General features: G+C 69.4%; 26 protein-coding genes and 1 tRNA gene. 18 read left to right on the plus strand and 9 right to left on the minus strand.

All coding sequences use genetic code 11. The features are described from left to right. Nucleotides 1-70: 70 nt before the first annotated feature. Nucleotides 71-1,678, minus strand: a complete 1,608-nt coding sequence (locus GWK25_RS35775; RefSeq protein ID WP_308404400.1) for a beta-N-acetylhexosaminidase — start codon at nt 1,676-1,678, stop codon at nt 71-73. Nucleotides 1,679-1,782: 104 nt separating this feature from the next. On the opposite strand from GWK25_RS35775, the gene GWK25_RS35780 reads away from it, so the two are divergent. After that, entirely contained in the window at nt 1,783-2,655 is an 873-nt protein-coding gene (locus GWK25_RS35780; RefSeq protein ID WP_215455648.1) for a DUF4429 domain-containing protein, read from the plus strand. Between the two features lie 54 nt (nt 2,656-2,709). Here GWK25_RS35780 and GWK25_RS35785 read toward each other — a convergent pair whose 3' ends face one another. Next, nucleotides 2,710-4,302 (minus strand): metallophosphoesterase family protein, encoded by a 1,593-nt coding sequence (locus tag GWK25_RS35785; RefSeq protein WP_215455649.1) that lies wholly within the window; start codon nt 4,300-4,302, stop codon nt 2,710-2,712. Between the two features lie 186 nt (nt 4,303-4,488). Here GWK25_RS35785 and GWK25_RS35790 point away from each other — a divergent pair, with 186 nt between their 5' ends. Both GWK25_RS35790 and glmS read left to right on the plus strand, forming a co-directional pair. After that, nucleotides 4,489-4,746, plus strand: a complete 258-nt coding sequence (locus tag GWK25_RS35790; protein WP_215455650.1) for a hypothetical protein — start codon at nt 4,489-4,491, stop codon at nt 4,744-4,746. A gap of 13 nt (nt 4,747-4,759) precedes the next feature. Then, the gene (gene glmS, locus GWK25_RS35795; protein WP_215455651.1) at nt 4,760-6,577 is read left to right on the plus strand and encodes a glutamine--fructose-6-phosphate transaminase (isomerizing); all 1,818 of its coding nucleotides are present in this window, start codon (nt 4,760-4,762) and stop codon (nt 6,575-6,577) included. Between the two features lie 283 nt (nt 6,578-6,860). On the opposite strand, the gene GWK25_RS35800 is transcribed toward glmS, so the two are convergent. Beyond that, nucleotides 6,861-7,391 carry a universal stress protein gene (locus GWK25_RS35800; RefSeq protein WP_215455652.1) on the minus strand — a complete coding sequence of 177 codons (531 nt, stop codon included), beginning with the start codon at nt 7,389-7,391 and terminating at the stop codon, nt 6,861-6,863. A 483-nt stretch (nt 7,392-7,874) separates the two neighbouring features. Between GWK25_RS35800 and GWK25_RS35805 the strand changes: the two genes are divergently transcribed. The 4 genes from GWK25_RS35805 (at nt 7,875) to GWK25_RS35820 (ending at nt 10,702) form a co-directional block, all read left to right on the plus strand. Continuing rightward, the gene (locus GWK25_RS35805; RefSeq protein WP_215457835.1) at nt 7,875-8,210 is read left to right on the plus strand and encodes a hypothetical protein; all 336 of its coding nucleotides are present in this window, start codon (nt 7,875-7,877) and stop codon (nt 8,208-8,210) included. Nucleotides 8,211-8,588: 378 nt separating this feature from the next. Continuing rightward, entirely contained in the window at nt 8,589-9,815 is a 1,227-nt protein-coding gene (locus tag GWK25_RS35810) for a helix-turn-helix domain-containing protein (protein ID WP_215455653.1), read from the plus strand. Nucleotides 9,816-9,922: 107 nt separating this feature from the next. After that, the gene (gene orn, locus GWK25_RS35815; RefSeq protein ID WP_215455654.1) at nt 9,923-10,525 is read left to right on the plus strand and encodes an oligoribonuclease; all 603 of its coding nucleotides are present in this window, start codon (nt 9,923-9,925) and stop codon (nt 10,523-10,525) included. 104 nt (nt 10,526-10,629) lie between these two features. Beyond that, nucleotides 10,630-10,702, plus strand: a tRNA-His gene (locus tag GWK25_RS35820). A gap of 176 nt (nt 10,703-10,878) precedes the next feature. Here GWK25_RS35820 and GWK25_RS35825 read toward each other — a convergent pair. The 4 genes from GWK25_RS35825 to GWK25_RS35835 all read right to left on the minus strand — a co-directional run bounded on the left by GWK25_RS35825 (nt 10,879) and on the right by GWK25_RS35835 (nt 13,254). Then, on the minus strand, nt 10,879-11,415 hold the full coding sequence (locus tag GWK25_RS35825) for a dephospho-CoA kinase (RefSeq protein WP_215455655.1): 537 nt from the start codon (nt 11,413-11,415) through the stop codon (nt 10,879-10,881). A gap of 326 nt (nt 11,416-11,741) precedes the next feature. Then, nucleotides 11,742-12,587: a serine/threonine protein kinase gene (locus tag GWK25_RS35830; RefSeq protein WP_215455656.1), complete on the minus strand. Its 846-nt coding sequence runs from the start codon at nt 12,585-12,587 to the stop codon at nt 11,742-11,744. 77 nt (nt 12,588-12,664) lie between these two features. Then, entirely contained in the window at nt 12,665-12,910 is a 246-nt protein-coding gene (locus tag GWK25_RS44910) for a hypothetical protein (protein WP_374200710.1), read from the minus strand. 5 nt (nt 12,911-12,915) lie between these two features. Further along, nucleotides 12,916-13,254, minus strand: coding sequence for a hypothetical protein (locus GWK25_RS35835; RefSeq protein ID WP_215455657.1), 339 nt, complete (start codon nt 13,252-13,254; stop codon nt 12,916-12,918). Between the two features lie 165 nt (nt 13,255-13,419). Here GWK25_RS35835 and GWK25_RS35840 point away from each other — a divergent pair, with 165 nt between their 5' ends. From GWK25_RS35840 to GWK25_RS35865, 6 genes are all read left to right on the plus strand, one after another. After that, nucleotides 13,420-13,689 (plus strand): GntR family transcriptional regulator, encoded by a 270-nt coding sequence (locus GWK25_RS35840; protein ID WP_215455658.1) that lies wholly within the window; start codon nt 13,420-13,422, stop codon nt 13,687-13,689. A 124-nt stretch (nt 13,690-13,813) separates the two neighbouring features. Continuing rightward, nucleotides 13,814-14,017, plus strand: coding sequence for a hypothetical protein (locus GWK25_RS35845; RefSeq protein ID WP_215455659.1), 204 nt, complete (start codon nt 13,814-13,816; stop codon nt 14,015-14,017). A gap of 5 nt (nt 14,018-14,022) precedes the next feature. Beyond that, entirely contained in the window at nt 14,023-14,559 is a 537-nt protein-coding gene (locus GWK25_RS35850) for a DUF6879 family protein (protein ID WP_215455660.1), read from the plus strand. Continuing rightward, complete coding sequence (locus GWK25_RS35855) at nt 14,556-15,398, plus strand: helix-turn-helix transcriptional regulator (RefSeq protein ID WP_215455661.1); 843 nt, start codon at nt 14,556-14,558, stop codon at nt 15,396-15,398. Before GWK25_RS35850 ends, GWK25_RS35855 begins: the two co-directional genes overlap by 4 nt. An 87-nt stretch (nt 15,399-15,485) precedes the next feature. Then, a complete protein-coding gene (locus GWK25_RS44005; protein ID WP_251829193.1) occupies nt 15,486-15,779 on the plus strand; it encodes a hypothetical protein in 294 nt (97 codons plus the stop codon). A gap of 367 nt (nt 15,780-16,146) precedes the next feature. Then, entirely contained in the window at nt 16,147-16,386 is a 240-nt protein-coding gene (locus tag GWK25_RS35865; RefSeq protein ID WP_215455662.1) for a hypothetical protein, read from the plus strand. 121 nt (nt 16,387-16,507) lie between these two features. Here GWK25_RS35865 and GWK25_RS35870 read toward each other — a convergent pair whose 3' ends face one another. Continuing rightward, nucleotides 16,508-17,563, minus strand: a complete 1,056-nt coding sequence (locus GWK25_RS35870; protein ID WP_215457836.1) for a LacI family DNA-binding transcriptional regulator — start codon at nt 17,561-17,563, stop codon at nt 16,508-16,510. A 528-nt stretch (nt 17,564-18,091) separates the two neighbouring features. On the opposite strand from GWK25_RS35870, the gene GWK25_RS35875 reads away from it, so the two are divergent. The 4 genes from GWK25_RS35875 to GWK25_RS35890 all read left to right on the plus strand — a co-directional run bounded on the left by GWK25_RS35875 (nt 18,092) and on the right by GWK25_RS35890 (nt 22,912). Next, nucleotides 18,092-19,414 carry an ABC transporter substrate-binding protein gene (locus GWK25_RS35875; RefSeq protein WP_215455663.1) on the plus strand — a complete coding sequence of 441 codons (1,323 nt, stop codon included), beginning with the start codon at nt 18,092-18,094 and terminating at the stop codon, nt 19,412-19,414. Further along, a complete protein-coding gene (locus tag GWK25_RS35880; RefSeq protein WP_215455664.1) occupies nt 19,411-20,439 on the plus strand; it encodes a carbohydrate ABC transporter permease in 1,029 nt (342 codons plus the stop codon). Before GWK25_RS35875 ends, GWK25_RS35880 begins: the two co-directional genes overlap by 4 nt. Continuing rightward, complete coding sequence (locus GWK25_RS35885) at nt 20,436-21,341, plus strand: carbohydrate ABC transporter permease (protein ID WP_215455665.1); 906 nt, start codon at nt 20,436-20,438, stop codon at nt 21,339-21,341. Before GWK25_RS35880 ends, GWK25_RS35885 begins: the two co-directional genes overlap by 4 nt. A 128-nt stretch (nt 21,342-21,469) precedes the next feature. Next, nucleotides 21,470-22,912, plus strand: a complete 1,443-nt coding sequence (locus GWK25_RS35890; protein ID WP_215455666.1) for a GH1 family beta-glucosidase — start codon at nt 21,470-21,472, stop codon at nt 22,910-22,912. 123 nt (nt 22,913-23,035) lie between these two features. Here GWK25_RS35890 and GWK25_RS35895 read toward each other — a convergent pair whose 3' ends face one another. Beyond that, nucleotides 23,036-23,647: a calcium-binding protein gene (locus GWK25_RS35895; RefSeq protein ID WP_215455667.1), complete on the minus strand. Its 612-nt coding sequence runs from the start codon at nt 23,645-23,647 to the stop codon at nt 23,036-23,038. Nucleotides 23,648-23,891: 244 nt separating this feature from the next. Between GWK25_RS35895 and GWK25_RS35900 the strand changes: the two genes are divergently transcribed. After that, a complete protein-coding gene (locus GWK25_RS35900) occupies nt 23,892-24,335 on the plus strand; it encodes an NUDIX domain-containing protein (RefSeq protein ID WP_215455668.1) in 444 nt (147 codons plus the stop codon). Nucleotides 24,336-24,356: the final 21 nt, after the last annotated feature.

Below are 24,356 nucleotides of genomic sequence, written 5' to 3' on the forward strand. Positions count from 1 at the left end.
TTTCATGCTAGCGCCGGGCCCTGGACGTCGCATCCCACCCATACGGGGCACCGGAAGAACACCCCGTGACCTACCGCGCGGGCCACGGCACCTGTGGCGCCCGGAAGTACCCGATCCCGAGCGCGTCCCACCGCGGCCCCTGCGCGGCCAGTCGGCCCCGGTACCCGTCCCAGTCGAGCGCGGACGCGGGCGACCACCCCAACTCGGCGACCCCCGGCAGCCTCGGGAACACCATGAGGTCCATGTCGGCCGGGGTCACGATCGTCTCGGTCCACAACGGCGCCTCGACGCCCCGCAGGGCCGCCGCCTGCACCCCCTGCAGATAGCTCCCCGGATCCCAGTCGTACGACCGCCGCACATCCACGTACCCGGCCCAGTCGAGTCCCAGCGGAGTGTCCTTGTCGTACTTCATGTCGAGGTAGATCCGGTCGGCGGGCGAGAGAACGATGCCGGTCCCGTTCCGCGCGGCGGCCGCGACCTGCTCCTTCTCCGCGGCCTCCGTACCGTCCAGCCCCCAGTACTGCGCGAGCGCGCCGCGCGCCGGCGTCGCCCCGGTCAACTGGTGCCAGCCGACCACGGTCTTCCCGTACCGCTCGACGACCGGCTGCACCCGGTCCATGAACTTCACATAGTCCTCGTGGCTGGTGGAGTGCGCCTCGTCCCCGCCGATGTGCAGATACCGCCCCGGGGTCAGCGCGGCCAGCTCCCGTACGACGTCGTCGACGAAGTCGTACGTGACCTCCTTGTCGACGCACAGGGAGCTGAAGCCGACCTCGGTGCCGGTGTAGAGCGGGGGCGCGACGCCGTCGCAGTTCAGTTCGGCGTAGGAGGCGAGCGCCGCGTTGGTGTGGCCCGGCATGTCGATCTCGGGGACGACTTCGAGGTGGCGCGAGGCCGCGTGGCGGACGATCTCGCGGTAGTCGGCCTTGCTGTAGTGGCCGCCGGGGCCGCCGCCGACCTGTGTGGAGCCGCCGTACGAGGCGAGACGCGGCCAGGAGTCGATCGCGATGCGCCAGCCCTGGTCGTCGGAGAGGTGCAGATGCAGCTTGTTGAACTTGTAGAGCGCCAACTGGTCGATGTAGCGCTTGACCTGGTCGACGGTGAAGAAGTGACGGGAGACGTCCAGCATCGCGCCGCGCCAGCCGTAGCGCGGGGTGTCCTCGATCGTGCCGCCCGCGATCAGCCAGGGGCCCGGCCGCACGGAGTCCTCCTCGACGGCGGCGGGCAGCAGTTGGCGCAGGGTCTGGACGGCGTGGAACAGCCCGGCGGGCGCGCGGGCGGTGAGGGTGACGCCGGACCTCCCGCTCCGCAGCCGGTAGCCCTCCTGGCCGAGACCCGTCTCCCCCGGGGCCAACCGGAGACGGATTCCGGCCTCCTGACGTTCGGTGACCGGCAGCCGGTACCCCGTCGAGGGCCGCAGGATCCCGGCGAGGTACTCCCCCACCCGACGGGCCTCGGGCCCACCGTCCACGACGATGCGCGTACCGCTCGTCAGCCGGTACGGCGATCCGTCGGCCCGGACCGAGGCGGGCGCCGGGACCACCTGCCCGAGCGGGACCGGGGCGGCGTCGGCAGGGGCGTTCTCGGACACGGGTGCGGCTCCCACGGCGAAGATCCCGGCCGCCACCACCAGCAGCAGCGAGCCGAGAAGGCGGGTCGATCTGTGGTGCGATCTCACGACGAGCTCCCTCCACGTATCGAACGGTGCGCTCCCCACCATCGCCCCTCCACCCCCTCCAGGTCTAGACCACCTCCCCCCGCGGCCGGTGAAAGAATCCCCGCATGGCGGAAATCCTCCAGCGGGACGGCACGTGGACCTTCGACGGCGACACACTGCGGCTGGCCCCCGGCCGCGACAAGAGCGTGAGCCTGCTCCGCAAGACCCTCGGTGAACTAACCGTCCCGCTGGGCGCGTTGGCGGGCATCTCCTTCGAGCAGGGCAGGAGGTCCGGGCGGCTGCGGCTACGGCTGCGCGACGGCTCCGACCCGCTCCTCCAGGCGACCGGCGGACGGCTCACCGACACCAACGACCCGTACCAGCTGAGCGTCGACGCCGACCGGTACGGCGTCGCCGAGTACTTCGTGCACGAGATCCGGGGCGCGCTGCTCCTGGACGAGGTTCCGACCGACGCTGTCGACTCCTACCTCCTCGCCGGTCCGGCCGTCCCGCTCTCCGTCTCCGCCGGGGACGGCACCGCGAGCTTCGACGGCGAGCACGTACGGCTGGAGTGGAACTGGAAGACGGAGGACGCCAAGGCCGCCGCCGGGGCACGCACGCTCGCCCTGGCGGACATAGCGGGCGTCGAGTGGCACCCCTCGGTCGGCCTGGAGAACGGCCACCTCCGCTTCACCGTGCGGAACGCTCCCACCAAGGCCCCGCCCAAGTACGACCCCAACTCCGTGGAGCTGTGGGGCTTCAAGAAGGACCCGTTGATGGCCCTGGTCGCGGCGGCCGTGCAGGCGCGGCTCCCGCACCCGGCGGCCCCGGCACCGAAACAGCTGACCCCGTCCCCGCCTTCGGACCGGCCCGCCCCCGAGGAGGACCACGACGCCCTGCTGCGCCGCCTGCGTGAACTGGGCGACCTCCACCGGTCCGGAGTGCTCACGGACGAGGAGTTCACCCTGGCCAAGCAGGCGGTCCTCAGACGCCTGTGACGCGCGTGAGGACCGCCCGCGACGATCAGCCGGGTAAGTGATGTGAGCCGCCGGTCATTTCGCCCTGCGGGCCACCGTGAAGTGGTCGACCTGGTCACCGGTCTCCGCGATCCCGCGCACGGTCAGCGTGGCGTGGTGCCCCTTCGGCGCGGGCCGCACGTCCACCCGCAGGAAGGAGTAGTCGAGGTACCGCACCCGCGACCAGGTGACGGTCTCGTTCTGCTTGCCGCCCTGCACGTTGAGGTACGAGGAGACCGACTCGACCTCGTTCTCGTGCCCCTCGTACGACAGCGGGGCGGTGAAGGAGTAGAGGCTGCGACCGGCCGCGCCCGCCGTGACGTACACCACGCCCTCGCTCTCCGGGTAGGCCGTGCCGCCGATCGGCAGCTTCTTGGCGACCTCGCCGCCCTTGATGACGTCGGTGCGCTCGTACTGGTGGTTGTGGCCGTTGATGACGAGGTCCACCGAGTACTTCTCGAACAGCGGCACCCACTCCTGTCGCACGCCGCCTTCCGAGGCGTGCGCCGCGGAGGTGCAGTACGCGCAGTGGTGGAAGAAGACCACGACGAAGTCGATGTCACGGGAGGCGCGGAACTTCTTGAGCCGGGCCTCCAGCCACTTGGTCTGGGTACCGCCGGAGAGGCCGAGGTTGGCCGGGATCTCGTACGAGATGTCGTTGGCGTCGAGCGAGATGACGGCCGTGTTGCCGTAGACGAAGGAGTAGACGCCCGGCAGGTTCTTGCTGTCGGGGCCGTTGTCGGGCAGGTTCCAGCGGGCCTCCTCGCCGCCGTAGCCGTTCGGCGAGTACCAGGCCTCCATGTCGTGGTTGCCGTAGGCCGGCATCCACGGCACGGACTTGGCGACGGACTCGGTCTGCGCCAGGAACTGGTCCCACACCCGGGAGTCGAAGCCGTTGTCGGCGGCCTTGCCCTGGCCCGCCGGGTCGGCGTAGGCGATGTCGCCGGCGTGCAGGTGGAACGCCGGGTTCTGACCGAGCAGCAGGCTGTTGTTGGCGAGGCCGTGGTAGCCCACACCCTCGTCGCCGAAGGCCGTGAAGGTGAAGGGCGCCTTGTGCGCGGGGGCCGTGGTGAAGGTGCCCAGGGTGCCCAGCAGGTGCGGCTCGGCCGGGTCGAAGCCGGCGTGGCCGACGCCGTAGTAGTAGGTGCGGCCGGGCTTGAGGTGGGTGAGCTTCGCGTGCACGTAGTACTGCGTGTGGTCGCCGCTCGCGCCGACACCGGCCGGCGTGAAGAGGGTGCGGACCTCGGCGTCGATACGACGGGAGAGGTCCTGGGGGTGGGCGCCGATCCGGATGAACGGCTTTCGGACGGCGACCGGGACCTGCCACGAGACGGTGATCTCGGTGCGCGGGTCGGCGCCGAAGGCCAGGTGGCGGCCGAAGGGGGCGACGAGGGAGCCGTCGACGCGCTCGGCGCCCCGGCCCGCCAGGGTCGGAACGGCGGTACGAGGGGCGGCCGGAGCCGAGGCCGGGGAGGCGGCGTGCGCGGCCGGGACGAACGCGCCGCCCGCGACGGCGCCGAGCGTGACCGCGCCACCTCTGACGATCGAGCGGCGGGAGAACCTGGAGCGCAGGTACTCGTGCTGCTCGGCCATGCTCATGCGCTCGGCCAGCCGCTCGGGTACGCCCATGCGAGGAATGTCCATGGCGTCCGAAAGTCGTCGCCTCAGGCGACGGGCTGTCGGACGCCGGATGGACAGCTCACGAACAGGCCCTCATGACAGATCCAATGTTTCCCCAAGGAGATTCAACACACCCCTGCCCGATTTCGGGCAGATTTCTTGCACATCACTCTCTGGTGCCCCAGGATCTACCGAGTGCACGACGAACTCGTTGATCACCTGACGCGATCCTCGCCCCTCAACCGGGGCGAGGCGCTGCGTGTGATCCAGGACGTGCTCGCCTACTTCGACGAGACGACCGAGGAGTACGTCCGTCGCCGCCACCGCGAGCTCCAGGCCCAGGGCCTGGTCAACGCGACGATCTTCGAACAGATCGAGGCGGACCTGAAATACCGGGCGGTCGCACCACCGGAGCTCACGCTCAGGCAGCTGCGCCGCATCGTCTACGGCTAGGGGATACGTATATATGTGCGGGATTGTCGGTTACATCGGCAAGCGCGATGTGGCGCCGCTGCTCCTGGAGGGCCTGCAGCGCCTGGAGTACCGGGGCTACGACTCCGCGGGCATAGTCGTCACCTCGCCCAAGACGGCCGGCCTGAAGATGGTCAAGGCCAAGGGCCGGGTCCGTGACCTGGAGGCCAAGGTCCCCGCGCGCTTCAAGGGCACCACCGGCATCGCCCACACCCGCTGGGCCACCCACGGCGCCCCGTCCGACGTGAACGCCCACCCGCACATGTCGACCGACAACAAGGTCGCCGTCGTCCACAACGGCATCATCGACAACGCCTCCGACCTGCGCAGGAAGCTGGAGGCGGACGGCGTCGAGTTCCTCTCCGAGACCGACACCGAGGTCCTCACCCACCTCATCGCCCGCTCCCAGGCCACCACCCTGGAGGAGAAGGTCCGCCAGGCGGTGCGGATCGTCGAGGGCACCTACGGCATCGCCGTCATGCACGCCGACTTCAACGACCGGATCGTCGTCGCCCGCAACGGCTCCCCCGTCGTGCTCGGCATCGGCGAGAAGGAGATGTTCGTCGCCTCGGACATAGCCGCTCTGGTCGCCCACACCCGCCAGATCGTCACCCTCGACGACGGCGAGATGGCCACCCTCAAGGCCGACGACTTCCGCACCTACACCACGGAGGGCACCCGCACCACGGCCGAGCCCACCACCGTGGAGTGGGAGGCCGCCTCGTACGACATGGGCGGCCACGACACCTACATGCACAAGGAGATCCACGAGCAGGCCGACGCCGTGGACCGCGTGCTGCGCGGCCGCATCGACGACCGCTTCTCCACCGTGCACCTCGGCGGCCTCAACCTGGACGCCCGCGAGGCGCGCCAGATCCGCCGCGTCAAGATCCTCGGCTGCGGCACCTCGTACCACGCGGGCATGATCGGCGCCCAGATGATCGAGGAGCTGGCCCGTATCCCCGCGGACGCCGAGCCGGCCTCCGAGTTCCGCTACCGCAACGCGGTCGTCGACCCCGACACCCTCTACATCGCCGTCTCCCAGTCCGGCGAGACCTACGACGTGCTGGCAGCCGTCCAGGAGCTGAAGCGCAAGGGCGCGCGGGTGCTGGGTGTGGTGAACGTCGTCGGTTCGGCGATCGCCCGTGAGGCGGACGGCGGCATCTACGTCCACGCGGGCCCCGAGGTCTGCGTCGTCTCCACCAAGTGCTTCACCAACACCACCGTCGCCTTCGCCCTGTTGGCACTGCACCTCGGCCGCACCCGCGACCTCTCCGTCCGCGACGGCAAGCGGATCATCGCGGGCCTGCGCAAGCTCCCCGCCCAGATCTCCGAGATGCTGGAGCAGGAGAAGGAGATCAAGAAGCTGGCCGAGCAGTACGCCGAGGCCCGCTCGATGCTCTTCATCGGCCGCGTCCGGGGCTACCCGGTCGCCCGTGAGGCCTCGCTGAAGCTCAAGGAGGTCTCCTACATCCACGCGGAGGCCTACCCCGCCTCCGAGCTCAAGCACGGCCCGCTGGCGCTCATCGAGCCCGCCCTCCCGACGGTCGCCATCGTCCCCGACGACGACCTGCTGGAGAAGAACCGCGCCGCCCTGGAGGAGATCAAGGCCCGCAGCGGCCAGATCCTCGCCGTCGCCCACCAGGAGCAGGAGAAGGCCGACCAGACGATCGTCGTCCCCAAGAACGAGGACGAGCTCGACCCGATCCTGATGGGCATCCCTCTCCAACTTCTCGCCTACCACACGGCGTTGGCCCTGGGCCGCGACATCGACAAGCCGCGTAACCTGGCCAAGTCGGTCACGGTGGAGTAGGGAGCCCTTCCCCGAGGGGGCGCACCCGGAGCATTCATGGGCGCGGGAAACTGCGCGAGCAACGCCACTCACCCGCAGAGGCCCCACAACGAAGACGGACCCCCACGTGATGCCACCCATCACAAGGGGGTCCGTTCCATGACACCGGGGTCGCCCAACATCCCGGCGCCGCTGCCAACTACCGTGGCCGTCACACCACTCGGTCCGGCATCACGCGGGTTATGCCCTTCACAAGGCCACAAACACCCCTACGCGTCAGTAGACTTGCGCGTTCTCGAACGCGTCAGGGAATGACGATGACCGGCCGTTGCGCCCGCTTGGCGAGCCGCCCGGCGACAGACCCGAAGAGCCGCCCGACGATCCCGTGCGTCGACCCGACGACGATCGCGTCGGCCTCGTACTCCCGCCCCACCTCTTCGAGTTCGTGGCAGATGTCGCCACCGCGCTCGACGAGTATCCAGGGCACTTCGACGAGATAGTCGGCGCAGGCGAGCTCCAGCCCGAGGACCTCGGTCCGGTGATCGGGTACGTCGACGAAGACGGGGGGCTCGCAGCCGGCCCACACGGTCGTGGGCAGCCGGTTGGCGACGTGCACGATGATCAGGCCCGAACCGGAGCGGCGGGCCATGCCGATGGCGTACGCGAGGGCACGCTCACTGGACGTCGAACCGTCGAAGCCGACGACGACGCCGTGCTTGAAGGCGGGGTCGCAGGAAGGACGCGCCTCTTCCGCCGCAAGGGGCTCTGCCGCCGTGGGATCGGCGACGGGCCGCCGCTTGCGGTCCGCGGAGTCGAAGAATTCGTGACCGGCCATGGGTGTCTCGGCGTTCGGATCCTCGTGGATGGGACGACGTGGATGGGACGTCGGTGCGCGGCGGAGCCGTGTCCGGGAAACATCTTCCCAACCCCATACCCCCAAGGGTACGACCGCACGCCTCCTCCGCCCAGATCCCGCACCGGCTGCGCGGGGTTCCAGGGAGCATGCACGAGCACCGCCCCGTAACGCAATGGTTGCTGCCACGTACAGCCGGTTTGGCCGGGAAGGCGGCGGCCGGGCGCGGGCGGCACCGTCGGCAACCCGATCGGACAGCACCAGTGACCGACGGGTCGAACACGCGTTGAACCCCCGTAAGCCGACCCCGAGGGAGCCAGGAGGGAGCCCGCAGTGCCCGCCCACCGCACAGCACACCGGACCGCACCCCGCACAGCACCCCGCAGCACCGCGCCCCCGTCCGCCCGCACCCCTGCACCCGCCCCCGAAGCCGAAGCCGCTCCCGAGGACACCCCCCAGGGCCCGATCCCGGCGCCGCCGTCCTCCCCCGCCCCCGCCGACACCGCCACGGACGTGGTCCGCTGGGCGGCGTTCAGCTGCGTCCTCGTCCCGGTCGTCCTCGTCTGGTACGGCACCTCGCTCGCCGGTGCGACGGGCGCGGCCCTCGGCCTCGCCGCGGTCACCGGCGTCTGCCGCGTCCTGCTCCGCCAGTCCGAGCGCGGTGCGGCCCGCGCGGCCCGCACCACCGCCCCCCGTTCGATGGCCGAAGATCGCACCTCCGCGTGCGGCCTACGCGGACGCTCGACCTCAGGGGCGCATGGGGGCGGACGGAACCCCGGCACGAGTACGCCGGTCGACTGACCGGTTTCCGCGCACACCCCCGTATCTTTTCAGCCAACTTCGGCCACCTGCGCGTTCCTTGGTCGAACACCCCTCCACCCCCCGTTCGACCTGCACTGAAAGGGGTCCAGGGGCCTCGCGCACCCTACGCGGACCGGCCACTGGGACAAGGCGCACTTCCCTGCACGGCCCACGAGTGCAACGCTTCGTGATCGAATGCTTTACGCCAAGTTGCCATGTCGACAATGTGCCGGTTGGCGATCTGGTCACGCCGGCACCACGGGACACAGTAGATTCGATCATGACTGTCTTACGGCGGGGGACTCGTGCAGGACCAAGGGGAAACGTGCAGGAGCGACACAACCGAGGAGCCGCGACCACCGAGGGGGGCTTAGCAGTATGAGCCACGACTCCACCGCCGCGCCGGAAGCCGCGGCCCGGAAGCTGTCCGGGCGACGCCGCAAGGAGATCGTCGCGGTGCTGCTGTTCAGCGGCGGTCCCATCTTCGAGAGTTCCATACCACTGTCGGTGTTCGGGATCGACCGCCAGGACGCCGGCGTACCGCGCTACCGCTTGTTGGTGTGCGCGGGCGAGGAAGGCCCGCTGCGGACCACAGGGGGCCTGGAACTCACCGCACCGAACGGCCTGGAGGCGATCGCGCGGGCGGGCACGGTGGTCGTGCCCGCATGGCGTTCGATCACCTCACCGCCGCCGGAGGAGGCGCTCGACGCACTGCGCCGAGCGCACGAAGAGGGGGCCCGCATCGTCGGCCTGTGCACCGGCGCATTCGTGCTGGCCGCGGCCGGCCTGCTGGACGGCAGGCCCGCGACGACGCACTGGATGTACGCGCCGACGCTGGCCAAGCGCTATCCGTCCGTCCACGTCGACCCACGAGAGCTCTTCGTGGACGACGGGGACGTACTCACCTCGGCCGGTACCGCGGCCGGAATCGATCTCTGTCTGCACATCGTGCGGACGGATCACGGCAACGAGGCGGCAGGGGCCCTGGCCCGGCGTCTCGTCGTGCCACCCCGTCGATCGGGCGGCCAGGAGCGCTACCTCGATCGATCTTTACCCGAGGAGATCGGCGCCGACCCGCTCGCCGAGGTCGTCGCCTGGGCGCTGGAGCACCTCCACGAGCAGTTCGACGTGGAGACGCTCGCGGCACGGGCGTACATGAGCCGTCGTACGTTCGACCGCCGGTTCCGCTCGCTCACCGGGAGCGCTCCCCTGCAGTGGCTGATCACTCAGCGCGTACTGCAGGCGCAGCGTCTGCTGGAGACATCGGACTACTCGGTGGACGAGGTCGCGGGCCGGTGCGGCTTCCGTTCGCCGGTGGCGCTGCGCGGGCACTTCCGGAGGCAGCTGGGTTCGTCCCCGGCGGCGTACCGGGCGGCGTACCGGGCCCGGCGGCCGCAGGGCGACAAGCCCGGCGACCACCACGACGGACCGCACGGCGTCCCGGGGCCGTCCCCGATGGCGCCGGAGCACGCGCCGGTGCCGCTGCAGGCGCGGCGCACGGCCGCGGCGAGCGCCCTGGCGCCGTCGGCGTCCATGTCCACGGAGGGCGCGAAGCCGGAGCTGTACGCGACGGGCCGCCTGCCGGGCCAGCGCAGCGCGCCCTAGCCCTCTCCGGCGTATGCCGTACGGCCCGGTCCCGCACCTGATCACGTCGTGATCACCCTGGTGCAGGACCGGGCCGTACGGCTGTCACGGGCCGTAAGGTGAGACACATGAACGATCGCATGGTGTGGATCGACTGCGAGATGACCGGCCTCTCGCTGTCGGACGACGCGCTCATCGAGGTGGCCGCCCTCGTCACCGACTCCGAGCTGAACGTGCTCGGCGACGGAGTCGACATCGTCGTCCGCCCGCCGGACTCGGCGCTGGAGACGATGCCGGAGGTGGTGCGCGAGATGCACACCGCGTCCGGCCTGCTGGACGCCCTGGCCGGCGGCACGACGCTCGCCGACGCCGAGGAGCAGGTCCTGGCGTACGTACGGGAACACGTGAAGGAACCGCGCAAGGCACCGCTGTGCGGCAACTCGGTCGGCACGGACCGGGGCTTCCTCCTGCGGGACATGCCGACGCTGGAGGAGTACCTGCACTACCGCATCGTGGACGTCTCCTCGATCAAGGAGCTGGCCCGGCGCTGGTACCCGAGGGCGTACTTCAACAGCCCGGAGAAGAACGGCAACCACCGGGCCCTCGCCGACATCCGCGAATCCATCGCCGAGCTCCGCTACTACCGCGAGGCGATCTTCGTCCCGCAGCCCGGCCCCGACTCGGACACGGCCCGCACGATCGCCGCGAAGCACGTCCTGCCCGGCCTGTAGCCCCGTCCCGCCCCCCACGGAAACGCGTGCACGGGCACCCCTGAACACCCTGTACACTTTTTCTCGGCCGGTCGGTGAAACCTTCGGATGAACCGCCGGTCATGGTGGGTGTAGCTCAGCTGGTAGAGCACCTGGTTGTGGTCCAGGATGTCGCGGGTTCGAGTCCCGTCACTCACCCTGAACAACGAGCCCTCCGATCTGGGAACAGGTCGGAGGGCTCGTTCGTGTGCGCTGCACCACCGTCGATGAGCACTGCGCGGCCGCTGACCTCCTGTCACAGATCATCCCTTCACTCTTCAAGCGGCTGACCGAGCGCGGAATCCCGCCCCTCCCGAAAGCGCGAAACACGCAACTCACGCACCGCCTCTCAGCGCCTGAACTGCGTCGATGACACCGTCCACCACCTCGGTCACCGGCTTCGACGCATCGATGATCGTCGCGCCACGGCTTTCGTAGATCGCTCGCATCCGAGGATTCCACCGGAGAGCCGCTGCGAGCTCTTCGGGATGTTGACCGAATGCGTTCGTAGTGCGGGTCGCGAGCCGGTGGCGAAGGGTGTCCTCGTCGATCACCAGGCACACGATGACGTCGAAAAGATCGCGGACGTCTGCCTCGTTCTCCACCGACCCACACAAGAACGCGATGCGGAAACGAGACTCCTCGACGAGGGTCTCAACACGCTCGCGGACGATCGCCCAACCGTATCGATCGAGCCAGCCCTCGGGAACTGGATACGGAGGATGCGTCACGACCTCACCCTTGGCCCGGTCGATCCAGCGACTGAAGCCGTCCTCGTCGGCGTCGAGCGCCACGTAACCACGCGCTCGCAGCATCCCGCAGACCGTGGACTTACCCGTCCCTGAATTTCCCGTCACCCACACCACCGTCACGCCGCCAGCCTAGACATGACCACCCCGGGCAAACGACGCCATCGCCGCGATCAGGCAAGGTGCGGCTTCGGCCGAGTGACTGCTCCGGCACAGCCGACGGACGGCCAAAGCCTCAGATCAGCTGCCGATGCCACGTGCGTCCAGCACGCCGTCGCGACCGTCGCTCAGCCTGAGCTGCACCCAAGCCGAAACAGGCATGGAGTCGGATACCGCCCTCTTCGAAGGGATACCAAGCAAAGGCAGCAAAGGAGGCCGGCATCTTCACGTTCTGGGCACCGTCCCCGACATTGATCTTGTGGGGGGCGAGGCGAGCTGACGGAAGGACCTCAGCTGCTCAGCCAGGCTTCCCTGAATTCCTGCACGCCCGCGAAGCGTTCACCGGGATCGGGGTGCGTGGCCTGCTCCAGTACGCCCAATTGAGCCGCCGTGCCCCGCCAGGCACGTTCCTCGTCCCCCGCGTCCAACAACAGGCGGGCAGTGCGGCCCAGTGCGTGGACCGTGGTGCGGATGTCGATCGTCGCGCCGCGCTCATACTCCTCCGGCGCCATGAAACGGGTGGACCCCGGTAGCCGTTCGGCGTCCAGCACGAAGGGCCCCGGCCGGTACTCGTCGAGGTCGATCAGCCGCATTTTCCCCGCCGCGAAGTCGTACAACAGGGCCCCGTCGTAGAGATCCACGGCGACGTACCCGGCGGCCTCGACGGCGAGATGCGCGTCGAGGACGCCGGCCAAGGCCGCCTCGATCCGGTGCGGCGGGAGGGAGCGGAAGCGCGCCATCGGGCCGTCTGGGTTCGTGCGGTCTCCTCTGCCCCGCTCGGCGGGGTCGTAGAGCACCTCCCCGTCCAGCCAGGGCATGACCACGGCCGACCCGTGCGGCAACGCAATCCGATGCACCTGCGGGACGATGACCGGGTGCCGTACGGCCCGGTGGAAACCCCACGCCCGCTCCAGCGACCGTCGGCCCACGGCAGTGACCGCCGTCTTCACGAACCACCGCTCATCGCGGTCCGGCAGATGAACTCCATAGGCCACGCACCCCGAGTCCTGCTTCCCGAACACCCGGAAGACGTCGCCGGTCCGGGACAGGTAGGCCGCGAGAGGGCCATCGACCCGGTTGACGTCCAGCAGCGGATGATTCCCCGTGCTTCCCCCGTCGCCGCCAAGCCTCTGCATGAGGGCCAGGCTGCCAGCAGCACGCCCCAGCCGCAGCCGAGCGTGCTGCTGCGCACGTATGACCGTCAGACCCGCCGCTACAAGGTCTCCCCTCTCGACCGCGCATTGCTCCTGGCGACGCTTTCACTCAGCGCCTCGGACCGAGTCGCCAGCCTGAGGTCCTCCAGCCGGGCGTCCCACTCCCGGCCGCCGCCGACCGGCCGGAGTTGAACGTATGGACCGACGAACCCCATCACCTTCCCGATCCGCCCGCTTCCCGCGTCCCTGACGGTGTCACCTCGGCGCGCCCGCGGCGGGTCTGGGCGGCGGGGAGGTTCACACATGCTCATCACGCCACCGCCTTCGCACCGATCACATGCTCATCGAGATCGATACCGAAATCCGCCGCGAGCACCAAGGCGAGTCGCCGCCGGGACTGGCACGCCTGTTCCCGCTCGGACTCGATGACGTAGGGCCGGACCATGGCGGTGGCGGCTCCGTCGAGCGGTCCGTGCAAACCATAGGGGGATCGCGTGGCCGGAAGCGCCTGCGGCAGCACTCGGGTCCGACGCCGGGGAATTACGAGGGGCAGCGCGGCGACGCGGGAAGCGGCCGCCCGGCGGCGCCTCCCGGTGCCGGGGACGAGTACGCCCAGGGCCCACCGCAGGACCGCGTGGATAATGCTCACTGTCGTCAGCTCCTTCGAAGCTGTTGGCCATGCCCCGGGAGGTCGCACAACCTCGCCGGGGTCTTTCCATGTCGAGAGATTACGCCACTTGTAAGGTGTTGTCAGGTGATGTCATGTGACTCCACATATCGATAGGCATCGTCGCAGGTCAAATAGGGTTGACATATGACTGTCGACCTTGAAGGACCTGAGCCGCTTTACGAACAGATCGCCGTCATACTCAGCGCGCGTATCGCGGATGGCACCTACCCTCCCCGCCGCCGGGTCCCGTCCGAGGCGGCCATCTGCGACGAGTTCAACGTCTCCCGTCCGACCGCGCGTTCTGCTCTTCAGCTCCTGGGTCAGCGGGGCCTGATCGTCACCGTGCGCGGGAAGGGGTCGTTCGTCCTCGAACAGGCGAACCCGGACTCGGCCACGGACGACTCCACCGGCTGACACCTGGCGGCGCGCTGCGCAATCACCGCACGCGTCGGAGTCGGAGCAAATCGGAGCAACCTTCGGACCAGTTCCCTGTGCACCGAGCATCCTGGTGCTTCAACCAGCGCGGACGGAGGGCCAGATGACTCTGAGGTTCATCGGAACCACATCGGACAACGGCAACTGCCCAACACTTTACGAAGTTGTGGAGACGGGCGAGATCCTCGTGCAGGGCGAGCGGGAAACCGACCCGGCACACCTCGCACAGCTGCGAGACGTCAAAGACTCCGAGACGTTCGTCCGGGTCCCCCGCGAACTGCTCGCACGCTTCGCTCCGAAGGAGTAGGCCGAGTGCCGGAGCTGATCCCCTTCGACGAGATCACCCATCTGTTCACCGACTTCGAGCACACCGCTTGGCGCCTGGAAACCCAGCGCGGTTACGCCTCGGATCGCCGGGGTCCCAAGTGGCAGCGGTGGCAGGCGGGCGAGGACATCGCGAACGAGCCCTTCGACTCGTGGCGACAGAGCATCCGGGCCCAGACCTCGACCGGCAAACGGTTCGAGCGGGTGCGCCTGGTCGACGATCCCCCGACGGAGGGCCAGCGGTTCCTGCTCGCCAGCGGCCTGGGCAACGTGGCCGCGGGCGAGGACATCCGCAACATGTACCGGGCGGACGCCGTACGTCTCGGGCTACCGGAGTTCGACTTCTGGCTGTTCGACTCCCGGACGGTCGTGAAGTTCCTCTTCGACGGCGACGGCGAGACATCCGGGGTGTATGTCCTGGAGGACGCCGAGAGCGTCGTACATGCCTGCCAGGTCCGTGATGCCGCGTGGCATCACGCCGTGCCTACCAGGGAGTTCCAGGCGCAGGTACCGTCTGCCGGGTGAGCACGGATCTCCAGCACGGCAGGGAGGCTCTCGGTGTGCGGTTGCGTGAACTGCGCACCGGGGCCGGTCTCCTGGGAAAGGACCTCGCGGATCGGCTGGGATGGCAACGGTCGAAGGTGTCGCGGTTGGAGAACGGCAAGCAGACCGCCACCGCTGAGGACCTGGAAGCGTGGGCGAACGCGATCGGGGCCCCGGCCGAGGCAGCCGATCTCAGGAGCCGACTGCAGGGGTTGGAGTCGCAACAACGCTCCTGGCGCCGTCAGCTCACTACCGGGCACCGTGCCGTGCAGGACCGGTACGTCGCCGCGTACCGCCGCACCTCCAGCGTCCGAGGCTACGAGGCAACGGTCATTCCCGGACTGTTCCAGACTCCGGGCTACGCCCGGCATCTCCTCATCCACAACGCCGAGTTGATGCGGTCTCCTCGCGACACGGAAGACGCGGTGCGCGCTCGGATGAAGAGACAGGAGGTGCTGTACGAGCCTGGCAGAACCTTTCGTGTCCTGATCTGGGAGGGAGCGCTCCACGCCCTGGTGTGTCCCGGCGAAGTGATGGCCGGCCAACTGGACCGACTCGTCGGGCTGATCGGCATGGACGGCGTCTCCCTCGGCATAGTGCCGCTGGGCGCACGACTGCGGCTCACCCCGAAACACGGATTCTGGATCTTCGACGAGCAACGGGTCGTCGTCGAGACGATCAGCACGGAATTCACGCTTGAGTCGGCTGAGGATGTCGCCCTGTACACCCGCGTGTGGGAGCGCCTCGACGAAGGAGCGGCCTACGGCGCTCAGGCGCACCGTTTGATCATGCGAGCCCGGGCCCGACTCAGCTCGCCATGAGCAACTTGGTCGAACCGCCTCGGCAGCGGACGCAACCCGGCGCGATCGGCAGGCGCGAGCAGGATCGGCCTCCCTACGGTCCTGCGCATGAGCACGCAAACCCCCCTCGCGCTACGGCAGTCGGGCCAGGACTGGCTCCTCTCCTGCACGGACCGCCCCACCGACGTGCGACGCGCGTGGCAGAACGAGCAACTGGCTCCGTTCTCCACCGGCCGATGCTGGAACGTGGTGGAGGCGCCTCTGCTGAGGTCGATGAAGGCACTGCGGTTGATCGGGACGGAGAGACTCGGACCGGTTCTCGCGGACGTGGAGTCTGGCGTGGCCTGGTGGCTCGTTCCCTCGGGTGCGGGCCGGGAGCTGGACGGGGTCGGGCAGGCGTGACTCCGTCCTCCTGGTTGGGTCCTGCGGTGCCCACCCGTCCTGTACTCCCTTGGTGAACGGGTCTGGGTGGAGCACCCCGACGGGTCCGGTCGGCTCACCGATCCCGTTCTGTTCGGCGCGGCCTTCGCGCCCGGCGGCATCGCCTCCCCCTCGGGAGCCCTCGGATGAGGAAGACGACCATGGACCCACCCATCACGCTCGGCCTCCCTCTCCGCCAGCCCGCTCCGGTCCCCGGATGTGACGTGTGCGGCAGGCTGGCCGATCAGCGGGGAAACGCATCGAGGGCCGGAGACGTCTCTCGGGTCTCGGACATCAACATCGCTATCCGCGATCACCAGGGATCGCCACCCCACGGGTGCGAACGGTGATGAGCGGTACCTACGGGCGGGATCGCGGCGAGGGCGGCGACCGACCCGGACGGCTTCCGACCGTCGCGCCCGGCGGCGTGTACGTCACCTACCGGGCCTTCACGAGCCCCTCCTACGGCTGCGACGAATGCGAGTACGGGGACCCCCTGTGCCCGGAGGTCAAGAGGCTGTGGGCCGCGTACGTCCGGGCTCGCGAGCTGGTCTCGCGGGCTGCCGCCGACCCGACGACGAACCCATGACCAGACAGTCGCGTGATCAGCCGAAGATGACGCGGCGCATTCGCTTGACGTCGCTGTGGGCCTTTGCCATCGCATCGAACTCGCCACGCGCACAGCCCCTGAGTGGGGCCGCGTCCCGCTCTCACGAAGAAGCCCGCGCCACCAACTCCGTAGGCAGCACCACCTGGCGCCGCTCCAACCCCCGGGACACCGCCGGGCGGCGGTCCGCGATCTCGTCGAGGAGGAGGTCGATCATGGCTCGGCCCATCTCCTCGATGGGCTGGCGGACGCTCGTCAGCGGGGGATCCATGTGGCGGGCGATCGCCGAGTCGTCGTAGCCGACGAGGGCGACGTCGTCCGGTATGCGGCGGCCCGCCTCACGCAGCACCTGGCGGGCGCCCGAGGCCATCACGTCGGACTCGACGAAGACCGCGTCGAGGTCGGGGCGGCGGGCCAGCAGTTCCTGCATCGCCCTGCGGCCGCCCTCCTCCGTGAAGTCACCGGGGACGATCAGCCGCTCGTCGACCTCGCGTCCGGCGTCGACGAGGGCCTCGCGGTAGCCGACGACTCGGCGCTGGGCACCGTAGACGTCGAGGCGCCCGGTGATCGTGGCGATCCGGGTGCGGCCCCGCGCGATCAGGTGCTCCACCGCCGAGCGGCCGCCGCCGTAGTTGTCGGAGTCGACGGACGGGAGCGTCTCGTGCTCCGAGCGGGGGCCGCTGATCACCGCCGGGATCTCCAGTTGCGACAGCAGGTCGGGGAGCGGGTCGTCCGCGTGCACGGAGACCAGGAGGACCCCGTCGACGCGGTGCGCGGCCAGGTACTGGGCCAGCCGGCGGCGTTCCCGGTCGCTGCCCGCGAAGATCAGCAGGAGCTGCATCTCCGTGTCGGAGAGCTGGGCGCCGACGCCCTTGAGGATGTCGGAGAAGTACGGTTCCGCGAAGAAGCGGGTCTCCGGCTCGGGCACGACCATCGCGATCGCGTCCGTGCGGTTCGCCGCGAGTGCGCGGGCCGCCGTGTTCGGGACGTAGCCGAGTTCCGCGACGGCCGCCTCGACCGCCGCGCGGGTCGCGTCACTGACCCGGGGCGAGCCGTTGATCACCCGGGACACCGTCCCCCGGCCCACACCGGCCCGTGCGGCGACCTCTTCCAACGTCGGCCGCCCACCGCTCCGGCCCCGTGCTCCGTGGCCTGCCACCATGGTCGCCTCCCGTTCACACCGCGCTGGCGTGGAATCTAACAGTCCTGATCCTCGTACGACGTCCGGAAGGTGGCCCTCGGGCTTTCGGCGCGACCGGCGAGACGACTGGTTACACGAGTCCAACGGTCCCACAGTCCTTCACGTCGCCCCCCGGCCCCACTCCCGTGGGCCCCCGCCCTCACTCCCGTCAGCCCCTGCGGCCGCACCGCGTCGCGACCGGCCGCGTCAGCGCGGGGACGACGCCTGCGCCCCCGCGCACGGGCCGTCGGCCGGTTCCGGACATGCCCGACCCTCGGCCCTCAGGTTAGTTAACAGCCCGATAACCGAAGACATCTCTCCGCGCTCGCTCCCTTGACACCCCCGCAGGAACCGACGACTCTTCAACACATCACTTGTGGGAGCGCTCCCACAGTACCTGGCACTTACACAACCCGCACGTTCCCCGCCCGAGCCGCTGTATGAGATAACGGGCCCAACAACGCCGTTGGCCGGGGGGTCGGCACGTCAGGGCATCAGGAGGACGCAATGCGAGCACGTACCCGAACCGCCCGCAAGACGGTGGTCCTGGCAGCCGTCGCCGCCCTGGGCGCGGGGCTGCTGGCCGGCTGTGCCGAGGACTCGGACGGCGGCTCGTCGAACGAGAGCGACGGCGACACCGGGGGCAAGACCACACTGACGGTCGGCACCTTCGGCGTCTTCGGCTACAAGCAGGCCGGCCTGTACGACGAGTACATGAAGCAGAACCCGGACATCGTCATCAAGGAGAACGTCACCACCAAGACCTCGGTCTACTGGCCCAAGACGCTCACCCGGCTGCAGGCGGGCTCCGGCACCGACGACATCCAGGCGATCGAGATCGGCAATGTGGCCGAGGCCGTCCAGACGCAGGGCGACAAGTTCGTCGACCTCGGCAAGGAGGTCGACAAGTCGCAGTGGCTGGACTGGAAGAACCAGCAGGCCACGACCAAGGACGGCAAGCTCATCGGGCTCGGCACCGACATCGGCCCGATGGCGATCTGCTACCGCAAGGACCTCTTCGAGAAGGCCGGCCTCGAAACCGACCGCGCCAAGCTCGCCGAGCAGTGGAAGGGCGACTGGGGCAAGTACGTCGACCTCGGCAAGGAGTACATGAAGAAGGCGCCGAAGGGCACCAAGTTCGTGGACTCGGCGTCCTCCGTCTACAACGCGGCCCTCGGCGGCGCGGCCGAGCGCTACTACGACGAGGACGGCAACCCGATCTGGGACAAGTCCAAGGGCGTGAAGGACGCCTGGGACGCGGCCATGTCCGTGGCGACCAGCGACATGTCGGCGAAGCTGAAGCAGTTCGAGACGCCCTGGGACCAGGGGTACGCCAACGGCACCTTCGCCACGGTGGCCTGCCCGGCCTGGATGATCGGCTACATCCAGGAGAAGTCCGGTGACTCGGGCAAGGGCAAGTGGGACGTGGCGGCGGCGCCGACCGCGGCCAACTGGGGCGGCGCGTTCATCGGTGTGCCGACGGCGAGCAAGCACCAGAAGGAGGCCGTCGCGCTGGCGAAGTGGCTGACCGCTCCCGAGCAGCAGGCCAAGGTCTTCGCCAAGCAGGCCAGCTTCCCGTCGACCCCGTCGGCGTACGCGACCCTGAAGCCGAGCCCCGACACCACCGCGTACTTCTCCGACGCTCCGCTGACGCAGATCTTCTCCGACTCGGCGAAGACGATCCCGGTGCAGTACTTCGGCACCAAGGACCAGCCGATCGGCACCGCGATCGCCGACATCGGCATCGTGCAGGTCGAGCAGAAGGGCAAGAGCCCTGAGGAGGGCTGGGAGGCCGCCAGCAACGAGATCAAGGACGTGCTCGGCCAGTGACCAGCTCCAAAGAGGCACTCGCGCACCCCGCGGCGAGCGCCGAGACCGCGCCCGGCGATGAGCCGGGCGCGGCCCGGGGCGCTCAGGGTCGTGGTACGCCGCCGCCCGGCACCGACTCGTGGCGCAGCCGGCTGTACCGCTGGGACATGAAGGCCTCCCCGTACGTCTTCATCTCCCCCTTCTTCCTGATCTTCGGGGCGTTCTCGCTCGTCCCGCTGCTGTACACGGGCTGGTACTCGCTGCACAACGTGCAGCTGGCCGACCTGGACAACCAGACCTGGGTGGGCCTGGACAACTACGAGAACCTGCTGTCCTCGGACTTCTTCTGGAACTCCCTCTGGGTCACCTTCTCCATCGGTGTGATCGCGACGGTGCCCCAGCTGCTGGTGGCGATCGGCATCGCCCACCTGCTCAACTACCGGCTGCGCGGCTCGACGGTGTGGCGGGTCATCATGCTCACCCCGTACGCCACGTCGGTGGCGGCGGCCACCCTGGTCTTCGTGCTGCTGTTCTCCTGGGACGGCGGCATGGTCAACTGGCTGCTGGACTTCGTCGGGATCGACCCCGTCAACTGGCGTGAGTCCAACTGGGGTTCGAAGTTCGCCGTCTCCACGATCGTGATCTGGCGATGGACCGGCTACAACGCGCTGATCTACCTCGCGGCGATGCAGGCGATCCCCGGTGACCTGTACGAGTCGGCGTCCCTCGACGGGGCGAACCGCTGGCAGCAGTTCATCCATGTGACGATCCCGCAGCTGCGGCCGACCATCCTGTTCACGGCGGTCGTCTCCACGATCGGCGCGACCCAGCTCTTCGGTGAGCCCCTGCTGTTCGGCGGGGCCGACGGTTCCAAGGGCGGCTCCGAGCACCAGTACCAGACGCTCGGCCTGTACATGTACGACCAGGGCTTCATGATCGGCAACCTAGGCAAGGCGTCCGCCATCGCCTGGACGATGTTCCTGATCCTGCTGGTCGTGGCCGCGATCAACCTGCTGCTCACCCGACGGCTGAGGAAGACCCCATGACCACGAGCGAACTGACCCGTCCCCGGGCGCCGCGGCCGGCGCCGGCGACGAAGGCATCCCGCCGCCGGGTGATGGGCGCGGGCAAGCAGATGCACGCTGGGCCGCTCACCTATGTCGTCCTGACCGTCTTCGCCGTGGGCTCGCTCGCGCCGCTGCTGTGGACGGCGATCGCGGCCTCGCGCACCAGCCAGCGGCTCGCCGAGGCGCCGCCGCCGCTGTGGTTCGGCGGCAACCTGTTCAAGAACCTGGAGACCGCCTGGGAGCAGGCCGGGCTCGGCACCGCGATGCTCAACACGACGCTCGTGGCCGGGACGATCACCCTCGGTACGGTGCTGTTCTCCACGCTCGCCGGGTTCGCCTTCGCCAAGCTGCGCTTCCGTTTCTCCAGCGTCCTGCTGCTGCTGACCATCGGCACGATGATGATCCCGCCGCAGCTGGCCGTCGTCCCGCTGTACCTGTGGATGAGCGACCTGAACTGGTCCAACCAGCTGCAGGCGGTCATCCTGCCCACGCTGGTCAGCGCGTTCGGCACGTTCTTCATGCGGCAGTACCTGGTCCAGGCGCTGCCCACCGAGCTGATCGAGGCGGCGCGCGTCGACGGCGCGAGCAGCCTGCGGATCGTGTGGCACGTCGTGTTCCCGGCCGCGCGGCCGGCGATGGCGGTGCTCGGACTGCTGACGTTCGTGATGGCCTGGAACGACTTCCTGTGGCCGATCCTCGCGCTGAACCAACAGAACCCCACGGTCCAGGTGGCCCTCAACGCCCTCGGCACCGGCTACATCCCCGACCAGTCGGTGATCATGGCGGGTGCGCTGCTCGGCACGCTACCGCTGCTGATCGCCTTCCTCCTGTTCGGCAAGCAGATCGTCGGCGGCATCATGCAGGGCGCCGTCAAGGGGTGACCCGGCCCACCACCGGGCACGCACCTCACAACCCCTTCGGGGGCTGGGCCACCGCCGTCCCGGCCCCCTGTTCTCTCCTCCCCCCACCCGCCACTGTCGGTCTCCACGACCACTATGGGAGCGCTTCCATGCCTGAACCCGTGAACCCGGCCACCCCGGTGACCTTTCCTCCCGCCTTCCTCTGGGGCGCGGCCACCTCCGCCTACCAGATCGAGGGAGCGGTGCGGGAGGACGGCCGTACGCCCTCCATCTGGGACACCTTCAGCCACACCCCGGGCAAGACCGCTGGCGGCGAGACCGGTGACATCGCTGTCGACCACTACCACCGCTACCGCGACGACGTGGCGATGATGGCCGACCTGGGCCTCAACTCGTACCGCTTCTCCATCTCCTGGTCGCGGGTGCAGCCGACGGGCCGGGGCCCGGCGATCCAGCGCGGCCTGGACTTCTACCGGCGGCTGGTCGACGAGCTGCTGGAGAAGGGCATCAAGCCGGCCGTGACCCTCTACCACTGGGACCTGCCCCAGGAGTTGGAGGACGCGGGCGGCTGGCCCGAGCGGGACATCGTGCACCGGTTCGCCGATTACGCGCGGATCGTGGGCGAGGCGCTGGGCGACCGCGTCGAGCAGTGGATCACGCTCAACGAGCCGTGGTGCACGGCGTTCCTGGGCTACGGCTCCGGGGTGCACGCGCCGGGCCGTACGGACCCGGTGGCGTCGCTGCGCGCGGCCCACCATCTGAACGTGGCGCACGGGCTGGGTGTCGCGGCCCTCCGCTCGGTGATGCCGGCCCGCAACGCGATCGCGGTGAGCCTGAACTCGTCGGTGGTACGGCCGATCACGAACTCCCCCGAGGACGTGGCGGCGGCGCGGAAGATCGACGACCTGGCCAACGGTGTCTTCCACGGGCCGATGCTGCACGGCGCGTACCCGGAGACCCTGTTCGCCGCGACCTCGTCGCTGACGGACTGGTCGTTCGTGCAGGACGGTGACGTGGCGACGGCCCACCAGCCGTTGGACGCGCTGGGGTTGAACTACTACACCCCCACGCTGGTGGGCGCGGCGGACAAGGACATGAAGGGCCCGCGGGCGGACGGACACGGGGCGAGCGCGCACTCGCCGTGGCCGGGCGCGGACGACGTCCTGTTCCACCAGACCCCGGGCGAGCGTACGGAGATGGGCTGGACCATCGACCCGACGGGCCTGCACGAGCTGATCATGCGGTACGCGCGGGAGGCTCCGGGGCTGCCGATGTACGTGACGGAGAACGGGGCCGCGTACGACGACAAGATGGACTCCGACGGCCGCGTCCACGACCCCGAGCGCATCGCCTACCTCCACGGCCACCTGCGCGCGGTCCGCCGCGCGATCGCCGAGGGGGCGGACGTCCGCGGCTACTACCTCTGGTCCCTCATGGACAACTTCGAGTGGGCGTACGGGTACGGGAAGCGGTTCGGTGCCGTGTACGTCGACTACGCGACCCTCACCCGTACGCCGAAGTCGAGCGCGTACTGGTACAGCCAGGCGGCGAAGACGGGCGCCCTGCCGCCGCTGGTGCCGACCTCGGCGTAACGGGCACAGGGCCGGGGGCGGTTCGGGGGGGCGCCCCTGGTCGTCGTGGTCGCTCGGCATGGTGACGCGGCGGGGACCCTCCACGGGGTCCCCGCCGCGTTCATGGCCGAGAGAGCGAAGCGCTCAGCGCTCGCAGCTGTCCTCGCGGTCGCTGATGTCCCCGATGCAGGTGTCGCTGCCGGAGTCCCCGAAGGAGCGGTCGTTGCCCTGGGAGGAGTCGAGGGCGTCCAGGCGGTCGTCGCCGTTCCTGCCGAACATGACGTCGTCTCCGAAGCCACCGGTGATTCGGTCGACCCCGCCACCGCCGAAGATGGTGTCGTGCCCGCCCTGAGCGTCCACGGTTGTCCCCGCGGTGGCGGCGGGGTCGAGCGTGATGACGTCGTCGCCCGCGCCGGCGGTGATGTTGGCGGGCACGCTGCCCGTGATGGTGACTATGTCCGCGCGGTCCCCCGAGTCGAGGGTCAGGGTCCGACCGTCGAACGGGCACCGGACCGTGTCGACATCGACCTGGGTGCAGCCGGATCCCGCGGTGACGGTGTCTCCGTCGTCGCTGATCAGGACGGAGTTGTTGGAGCGGGTGATGGAAAGCGTGTTCGCCTTCCCCGCTACGGCGTTGACGTAGATGCGAACCGTGTCCGACCTCACGCCGGTCGCCGCGTGCGCCTGTCCGGCCGACAGCACCGTCGCCGCTCCCAGCACCATGGTCGTCACGCCGGCCTGTACCGCTCTGCGCATTGACGTCTTCACTGCTCCTCCTCTTCCCCCTGATGAACACTGGCTGGTCTTGCCGTGATCCACCGTAGGGGCCGGGGAAGTGACAGGGCATGGGGGGCGGACCCCCAATTACCTTCTACGTTGTGGGAGTTGGGGGTGATGGTGCCGTCACGCCGCCTGCCCGCGTCCGTCACAGAAAGCTGCGGCGTGATCACCGAAGCGCTCCATGCACGGCATGCTAGCGGCCTACGAAAGGACAGGTCATATGACTTTGCTGGTCGCCGCCGTCATCGTCCACGACCGGGACGCGGGGCGGGTCGCGCTCCTCCGGCGGGGCGAGAACGCCAGGTTCGCGCGGGGGAGATGGCATCTGCCGGTCGGCAAGAGCGAGCCCGGGGAGCCGATCACCCGGACCGCCGTGCGCGAGCTGTACGAGGAGACCGGGCTGACCGTGAAACCCGAGGCGCTGGAGGTCGTGCACCTCGTCCACGCGGCCCGGGGCGTCGACGCACCGGACGGCTTCCTCACCGTCGTCTTCGCCACCCACGAGTGGAGCGGGGAACTGGAGAACCGGGAACCGGACAAGCACGCCCAGGTCCGCTGGACCGACACCGGCGCTCTCCCCGACGACTTCGTGGAGGGCGACGCGGCCGCACTGCACGGCTATCTCGCCGGCGGCCCACGGCTGTCCCTGCACGACTGGGAGTGATGCACGCGCAGGGCCGTGGCC

Origin of the sequence: Streptomyces sp. ATCC 21386, assembly GCF_018728545.1 — a bacterium.
Taxonomy (GTDB): Bacteria; Actinomycetota; Actinomycetes; order Streptomycetales; family Streptomycetaceae; genus Streptomyces.

What these genes read in the sequence shown, in the direction of transcription:
- GWK25_RS35780 (WP_215455648.1), top strand. Translation starts at nt 1,783, where the DNA reads ATGGCGGAAATCCTCCAGCGGGACGGCACGTGGACCTTCGACGGCGAC.
- GWK25_RS35785 (WP_215455649.1), bottom strand. Translation starts at nt 4,302, where the DNA reads ATGGGCGTACCCGAGCGGCTGGCCGAGCGCATGAGCATGGCCGAGCAG.
- glmS (WP_215455651.1), top strand. Translation starts at nt 4,760, where the DNA reads ATGTGCGGGATTGTCGGTTACATCGGCAAGCGCGATGTGGCGCCGCTG.
- GWK25_RS35800 (WP_215455652.1), bottom strand. Translation starts at nt 7,391, where the DNA reads ATGGCCGGTCACGAATTCTTCGACTCCGCGGACCGCAAGCGGCGGCCC.
- GWK25_RS35810 (WP_215455653.1), top strand. Translation starts at nt 8,589, where the DNA reads ATGAGCCACGACTCCACCGCCGCGCCGGAAGCCGCGGCCCGGAAGCTG.
- orn (WP_215455654.1), top strand. Translation starts at nt 9,923, where the DNA reads ATGAACGATCGCATGGTGTGGATCGACTGCGAGATGACCGGCCTCTCG.
- GWK25_RS35830 (WP_215455656.1), bottom strand. Translation starts at nt 12,587, where the DNA reads ATGCAGAGGCTTGGCGGCGACGGGGGAAGCACGGGGAATCATCCGCTG.
- GWK25_RS44910 (WP_374200710.1), bottom strand. Translation starts at nt 12,910, where the DNA reads ATGTGTGAACCTCCCCGCCGCCCAGACCCGCCGCGGGCGCGCCGAGGT.
- GWK25_RS35840 (WP_215455658.1), top strand. Translation starts at nt 13,420, where the DNA reads ATGACTGTCGACCTTGAAGGACCTGAGCCGCTTTACGAACAGATCGCC.
- GWK25_RS35845 (WP_215455659.1), top strand. Translation starts at nt 13,814, where the DNA reads ATGACTCTGAGGTTCATCGGAACCACATCGGACAACGGCAACTGCCCA.
- GWK25_RS44005 (WP_251829193.1), top strand. Translation starts at nt 15,486, where the DNA reads ATGAGCACGCAAACCCCCCTCGCGCTACGGCAGTCGGGCCAGGACTGG.
- GWK25_RS35865 (WP_215455662.1), top strand. Translation starts at nt 16,147, where the DNA reads ATGAGCGGTACCTACGGGCGGGATCGCGGCGAGGGCGGCGACCGACCC.
- GWK25_RS35875 (WP_215455663.1), top strand. Translation starts at nt 18,092, where the DNA reads ATGCGAGCACGTACCCGAACCGCCCGCAAGACGGTGGTCCTGGCAGCC.
- GWK25_RS35885 (WP_215455665.1), top strand. Translation starts at nt 20,436, where the DNA reads ATGACCACGAGCGAACTGACCCGTCCCCGGGCGCCGCGGCCGGCGCCG.
- GWK25_RS35890 (WP_215455666.1), top strand. Translation starts at nt 21,470, where the DNA reads ATGCCTGAACCCGTGAACCCGGCCACCCCGGTGACCTTTCCTCCCGCC.
- GWK25_RS35895 (WP_215455667.1), bottom strand. Translation starts at nt 23,647, where the DNA reads ATGCGCAGAGCGGTACAGGCCGGCGTGACGACCATGGTGCTGGGAGCG.
- GWK25_RS35900 (WP_215455668.1), top strand. Translation starts at nt 23,892, where the DNA reads ATGACTTTGCTGGTCGCCGCCGTCATCGTCCACGACCGGGACGCGGGG.